Source organism: Acinetobacter bohemicus ANC 3994 (assembly GCF_000367925.1).
GTDB lineage: Bacteria > Pseudomonadota > Gammaproteobacteria > Pseudomonadales > Moraxellaceae > Acinetobacter > Acinetobacter bohemicus.
The window spans coordinates 1-6,420 of the sequence record NZ_KB849174.1 but is presented as its reverse complement, the minus strand read 5'-3'; the positions used below and the strand labels follow the sequence as shown (position 1 = coordinate 6,420).

Sequence of the window (6,420 nt, the reverse complement as noted above, 5' to 3'; positions counted from 1 at the left end):
AGGTGAAATTTAGATTAATTTAGATCATTTAATATTGTTTTGGTCACTTTATTTTAAGTCTTAGGTTTTCTAAAAGTCACCTATATTTTGATATAATGTTTCATGATAAATAACAACAATATATAGTATTTATTAATAATCATACAGATGGTTTATATTCAATTTAGTATATGAATATTGTGCTCAATTCAGCTTTGAATTATTTGTAGGGTCTCTGAGCGAATTTGCTCAGGTAATCTTTCTTGAGTAATTTTATTGAATCGGCTTGCAACCTCACAAATCGAGCTAATAATTTCATCGACTTCTTTAACAGAAAGATCTGCTTCCTGATTGCCTAGTTTGACAATGGCTTGTTGAGTAATATGCAGCGCCTCACCAATAATATCCACTTGGGTCTTTGCAGAAAGTAATATCTGAGGCAGGGGCGAGTTTCCATTGCCTATTTGGGGATATCAGAAATAAAAAGCTTTTACTTTTTCGTGAATATTATTGGTACAAAAGTGTGCAGCGCGAAGAAAGTTACTGTAGTTTAAAGTTCTAGCTGATTTAAACTCAGCTACAGTAAATGCGGCTAAATTAACTGTACCGGTTGATGGGGTAGATTGGTAATGAAGTGCTTTATTAGCTGATTAGATTAAAGAAATCTAATTAGACTTTACAATTTAGCAGCCCTGCATTTAACTGCCTAGCGCAATCCGATAATAAATAATAACAAACCCGCCGCGCAGTTGGCATACAGTAAGTAAAGAAGTGGTTGACTGTGATCATAAAAATAACATCTCAAGCCGGAGGGAAATTAGATGGCTAAGTACAGTGATATCAATAGTTTTAATACCTTAGAAACATTAACCGTCGGCTCAGAACACTATCAGATTTTCAACCTGTCCAAATTGCAAGTGCAGTTAGGTGACCTGTCCCAGCTGCCAAAATCTTTAAAAGTCTTGCTAGAAAATTTACTACGTTTTGAAGATCAGCTCACGGTGAAAACCGAGCATATTCATGCGTTGGCAGAGTGGTTAAACAACCAAACCTCAGAACAGGAAATCCAGTATCGTCCGGCACGGGTGCTGATGCAGGATTTTACTGGTGTTCCCGCAGTGGTTGATCTTGCTGCGATGCGTGCAGCGGTGGCCAAAGCTGGCGGTGATCCGGAAAAAATTAATCCACTGTCACCGGTGGATTTAGTCATAGATCACTCAGTGATGGTCGATTACTTTGCCAGCCCGCAAGCTTTTGAGCAGAATGTCGCAATTGAGATGCAACGTAATGGCGAGCGCTACCAGTTTCTGCGTTGGGGACAGGCGGCGCTCAATCAGTTTCGCGTGGTACCGCCAGGAACTGGGATTTGCCATCAGGTCAATCTGGAACATCTGGCACAAGTGGTCTGGAGCAATGAGGTCGATGGGCAGCACTTTGCCTTTCCTGATACTTTGGTCGGTACCGATTCACATACCACCATGATCAATGGCTTAGGCGTGTTGGGTTGGGGGGTAGGCGGCATTGAAGCAGAAGCAGCCATGCTGGGCCAACCGATCTCCATGCTGATTCCGGAAGTGATCGGCTTTAAGCTCACCGGTAAACTCAAAGAAGGTATTACAGCAACTGATCTGGTGCTGACTATTACCCAAATACTACGCCAAAAAGGCGTAGTTGGAAAATTTGTCGAATTTTATGGCGATGGTCTGGCCGATTTACCCTTGGCTGACCGTGCCACTATTGCCAATATGGCACCCGAATATGGCGCTACCTGTGGCTTTTTCCCGGTTGATGAGGTGACGCTTTCCTATTTACGTTTAACTGGACGTCAGCCGGAAAGAATTGCCTTGGTAGAGGCTTATAGCAAGTTGCAAGGATTATGGCGCAATCCGGGGGATGAACCCATCTTTACCGACACTCTGGCTTTAGATATGTCGACGGTAGAAGCCAGTCTGGCGGGTCCGAAACGCCCGCAGGATCGTGTGCTATTGTCGCAAGTGCCAAAAACCTTTCATGCCTTCATGGAACTGACGTTGAAACCGGTCAAAGAGGAAAAAGAGCGTCTGGAAAATGAAGGAGGCGGAGGTACGGCTGTTGAAGCGAAACAAGCCAATCTGCCACATGAAAGTGCTTTTTGTGTCATTGATGATAAAAAATATCCGTTGCAGCATGGCGATGTGGTGATTTCAGCCATTACCTCCTGTACCAATACCTCGAATCCCAGTGTCATGTTGGCAGCAGGACTATTAGCCCAAAAAGCACTCGAAAAAGGTTTGCAGCGAAAACCTTGGGTGAAAAGTTCACTGGCTCCAGGTTCCAAAGTAGTCACCGATTATCTCAATGCAGCAGGGTTGATGCCTTATTTGAATCAGCTGGGTTATAACCTGGTGGGTTATGGTTGTACTACTTGTATTGGTAATTCGGGACCTTTGCCTGAAGAGGTTGAAGAGGCTGTGCAATGTTTCGATTTGAATGTAGCCTCTGTACTCTCCGGAAACCGTAACTTTGAAGGACGGGTGCATCCATTGGTGAAAACCAACTGGCTAGCATCTCCCCCCTTGGTGGTTGCCTATGGTTTGGTCGGGAATATTCGAACTGATCTTACTACTGAGCCGATAGGTGAGGGCTTTGATGGCCAAGCGGTTTATTTAAAAGATATCTGGCCGACACAGATGGAAATTGATGCCGCACTGCAGAATGTGAATACCGAGATGTTCCATAAAGAATATGCGGAGGTTTTTGAAGGCGATGCCAAGTGGAAAGCGATCCAGATTCCACAAAGTCAAACCTATGCTTGGGATGAACAATCAACTTATATCCGGCATCCTCCCTTTTTTGCAGAAATTGATCAGCCGGTGCGACCAATTCAGCAGATCAAACAGGCACGGATTTTGGCTGTATTAGGCGATTCAGTCACGACGGACCATATTTCTCCTGCGGGCAATATCAAAAAAGATAGTCCGGCCGGCCGATATTTGCAGCAACAGGGGGTTGATGTAAAAGACTTTAACTCTTATGGATCCCGCCGTGGTAACCATGAAGTGATGATGCGAGGTACCTTTGCCAATATCCGTATCAAAAATGAAATGCTTGGTGGCGAGGAGGGTGGCAATACCCTGCATATTCCAAGTGCAGAAAAACTTTCGATTTATGATGCGGCAATGCATTATCAGGCAGAACAAACCCCGCTAGTGATTATTGCCGGGAAAGAATATGGCACCGGTTCTTCACGTGACTGGGCTGCCAAAGGCACCAACCTATTGGGAGTGAAAGCGGTGATTGCTGAAAGTTTTGAGCGGATTCACCGTTCCAATCTGGTCGGCATGGGGGTTTTACCTTTACAGTTTGTGGAGGGTAAGAACCGCCAGATATTGAATCTAACCGGGCATGAAAAACTGTCAATCTTAGGTTTGTCTGATGATATTCATCCGCATCAAATGCTGGAAGTAGATGTGCAACATACCGATGGTACGTTTAGCCATTTTCAAGTGTTGTGTCGCATTGATACCTTGAATGAGGTGGAATACTTTAAGGCCGGTGGTATCTTGCACTATGTCTTGCGCAATTTGCTCGCTTCCTAAATTTAACCATGAAAAAGCCCGACACCTGCCTAATGTCAGTCAGTTAAGCAAACATTAGAGAAATGTAGTAAAAATGAGTGTATGTAAATATGCTCATTTTTTATGACTTTATCTGATAATTTAGATTTAACCCTGCAACAATCTTTATCGTCACTTACTCATTTCAATGAGCTCATTGATTTAAACTGGATTGAAGAAAACCTAATGTGAGAAACAATAATTAGATACATCAGTAACTTAAATACCTAGAGTGCTTTTGTATCTTTACACTTGAAGCAAAACTTAATTCGCGTTTCATTCTTATTCAGACTGAAATTTTCTGCTCGTAATGTTAAATCCTGTAATGTATTTTTGAGCTGTTCCTTGCTCCATTCGGAAAGCTCGAGATGAAGATATTTTTTGGAAATAGCTTACTGATAAAAGACAGAAACTTTTTCAGTTGTTGCTTTTAATTCAGTTCAAAAATGAACCACCGTATTTACGGGTTCTAATCATTTGCAAGTATCTGAAAGTTGGGATGTAACTTTTGCCAATGCTCTCTTAATTTTTCTTTATGGGCAGAACCCATTGGTAAATCTAGTAATAGCGCTGGCCATACTGACCGTGCTTTGTCCATAATCTCATGAAGTTGTTTTTCAATTACACGCCATGGAACACCAACTTTTTTTGCCCATTGTTCAAAGTGTTTCATCTCAGCTAAATACCAATCTTTATTTTTGGCAAGATTCAATGCGAAATGACGTTCATTTTCAATATATACACTTGTCATCAATATATCGTATGCGGGAGATAATCTTGGTGTTCTTTTATCCTGATAAATCATACTCCAGTTCTTTAAGTGAGCATCTCCATTGGCGAGTAAAATATTTATGAGTAAACGGCTGGCAAATTGCTGAATATCAAAAATCTTATTATCTGAAAATTGATAAATGATCTTACCTATCTGCTCATAATTTGTGGTGCTGTATTTCTGATGTGGATATGCGCCAAAGATCTGAGCAAAATCTTCAATATGAATAAGCTCTGTAGTGTTAGCAGTATTCTGTCTATCGAATCTCTTAATTGCAAAAGCATATTGCTCTTGGGGTAAATTTAATGGTGGAAGGTCTTGTAAGAGAGTCATATCCACCAAGTGAATCTCAGGGACATCTATTCCGACCGTTTTGGCAAGGGTCATCATAGAATATTCATTCAGCGGAACAAAAGCATGTCTGGAAGAAGGAGTTTTGATAATCCAATCCCCGAGTAGACTGGATTCCGTTGCCTGCGCTAATGTAAAACGCCCGTCTTTGGCTTTCATGGAAAACTTCATTTGGACGCCGGCTAAGGAAAACTTATTATCTGTTTGAATTTCTTGTTTTAAGATCTGATCTGGATTCGAGATCTGAAGTTTGAATTTTATTTCATCTGGGATTTCTTCTGGATCTAATGGGGTCGCAATGAGTGCTCCAGGTAAGTCATGACCTAAAGTTGCTAATAACTGAAATTCATTGTCTATATGTATTTGTGCAATCAGTTCACGTAATGCACCTTCTGGTAACAAGTTTGATAGCAATGGGTGTAAGCGCTGATGTGTAACATAGGTCTTTTCTAAAACCTTATCCGCTTGAGGATACAAGGGGGAAGTAAGCAGGCTCAATGTCTCGCGTTGCTGATCAAATCGGAAAGAGTCAGTAAAAACCAGAATATTTTTTCCACTCTGAAATCCTGCCAAGTATCCAACGACACCGTGATGTAATGTTAATTTCAGGACAGCAACAGTATTCATGGTTCCTCACCTCCGAGAAGATCCTTCCACGGGTTGGTCATTAAGTCATCCTGATCTTCGATCGTGATTTTAATTTCATCATTCAATAATTGTCTAATTAAATGAACTTTATCATCAGGGATGAGCATCAATTGAGCATTTAATCCTGCCGCAATAATTTCTAAGGTCTCTAATCGTGGATTGCCCTGACTTTCCAGTTTTTGGTACTGCTGTCTTGAAATGCCTGTACGGGATTGCATATCAACTTGTTTTAAGCCCAATTGGGTTCGTCTTTTTTTAATTTGCTGAAGTAATGACTTATTCATCGTAGACATATTTATTTCTTTTAGATGCTTTAGGAAATATATTAGTTTCTTTTTTTTTGAAAAGCAATTTAGGATTTTATCATTTCGATCTGTAAAACAGCCCTAGCTACGTAGTGATACAGTTAAAATTTGCATTCGGACACGCATCCTTTGTGATGGTCAGTTATTTTGATGCCAAGGACGTTAACCTATTTAGAATTTTAAAAGTGGTTTTACGTTTAATTATCTTATGGATTGAAAATTGGGTTAGTGCCAATATATGGAAAATTATAAAACGATATTATTGTGTGATTTTTCTACAATATAGCCTGAAGCTTTATAATTTTTACTCCTTCTCTGGAACATTCTGACAAATATTGGATGGTTAACATCAACATAATCATATACCTGAACTGTCGTGATGAAATGATAACTTTCTATCAGGATATTCTCGACCTCAATGATCTTTAACTTCTCGGATTTGATTGCTTTTACTCACAAGATTACTATTGAGTGGGTCGAATCTGTGCTCAAGTTTGGCTACTGTTCTGAAATGTAAGCTTTGTCCGTTATAATTGTATAAAAATTTTTAGTTTCTGGTAATCATGTCCTCATTGATTAATGACCCCAACCTTGGCAAGGTCACCGATATTTATTCCATTAAATAATACTAATTATAAGCATATGATTTAATTATGAGTATATGATTTTTTATGAGGTGAAATTTAGATTAATTTAGATCATTTAATATTGTTTTGGTCACTTTATTTTAAGTCTTAGGTTTTCTAAAAGTCACCTATATTTTGATATA

Annotated in this window: 4 protein-coding genes and 1 pseudogene; 1 reads left to right on the top strand and 4 read right to left on the bottom strand. The window is 40.0% G+C overall.

The window, feature by feature from the left end:
- Nucleotides 1-188: 188 nt before the first annotated feature.
- Entirely contained in the window at nt 189-389 is a 201-nt protein-coding gene (locus tag F994_RS16990) for a hypothetical protein (RefSeq protein WP_004647898.1), read from the bottom strand.
- 411 nt (nt 390-800) lie between these two features.
- On the opposite strand from F994_RS16990, the gene acnA reads away from it, so the two are divergent.
- Nucleotides 801-3,557 carry an aconitate hydratase AcnA gene (gene acnA / locus F994_RS10380; protein WP_004647897.1) on the top strand — a complete coding sequence of 919 codons (2,757 nt, stop codon included), beginning with the start codon at nt 801-803 and terminating at the stop codon, nt 3,555-3,557.
- Nucleotides 3,558-3,802: 245 nt separating this feature from the next.
- On the opposite strand, the pseudogene F994_RS17880 reads toward acnA, so the two are convergent.
- The 3 genes and pseudogenes from F994_RS17880 to F994_RS10370 all read right to left on the bottom strand — a co-directional run.
- Nucleotides 3,803-4,023 (bottom strand): annotated as a pseudogene (locus tag F994_RS17880) (hypothetical protein); the annotation flags it as partial.
- Between the two features lie 21 nt (nt 4,024-4,044).
- A complete protein-coding gene (locus F994_RS10375) occupies nt 4,045-5,325 on the bottom strand; it encodes a type II toxin-antitoxin system HipA family toxin (RefSeq protein WP_004647896.1) in 1,281 nt (426 codons plus the stop codon).
- Entirely contained in the window at nt 5,322-5,630 is a 309-nt protein-coding gene (locus F994_RS10370; protein ID WP_034696381.1) for a helix-turn-helix transcriptional regulator, read from the bottom strand. The genes F994_RS10375 and F994_RS10370 overlap by 4 nt, the downstream gene beginning before the upstream one ends.
- Between the last annotated feature and the right edge of the window lie 790 nt (nt 5,631-6,420).